We start from the raw sequence: 255 nt of genomic DNA, 5'->3' as shown, positions 1-255 counted from the left end.
AGGTTGATATTCCTGTACCTGTTTGTTTTGTTTGAACAATGGAGGGACACAGGAGGCTAAGGAATGCGTGCTGCTGGATATGCACGTCCAAGCAACAAGTCTTGAAGTGAGTCAAATGCTTGCTTCTCTAAGGACAAGTTGTGATGGGGAGGGAAATTAAGTACCGAAGTTCCTGATGTCACACTGTCAAGAAAAGCTTCTAGTTAGAAACAAACAGCCCGTACCGCAAACCGACACAGGTAGTCGAGGAGAGAA

At 45.5% G+C, this 255-nt stretch carries 1 rRNA gene; it reads left to right on the top strand.

Annotated elements, in window-relative coordinates:
• Positions 1–255, top strand: a 23S ribosomal RNA gene (locus tag ACEN36_RS13120); the annotation flags it as partial.

The organism is Desemzia sp. FAM 23989 (assembly GCF_045528345.1).
Classification (GTDB): domain Bacteria; phylum Bacillota; class Bacilli; order Lactobacillales; family Carnobacteriaceae; genus Desemzia.
Note: the sequence above shows the minus strand (reverse complement) of the source record. Positions and strands in the feature narration are given on the sequence as shown.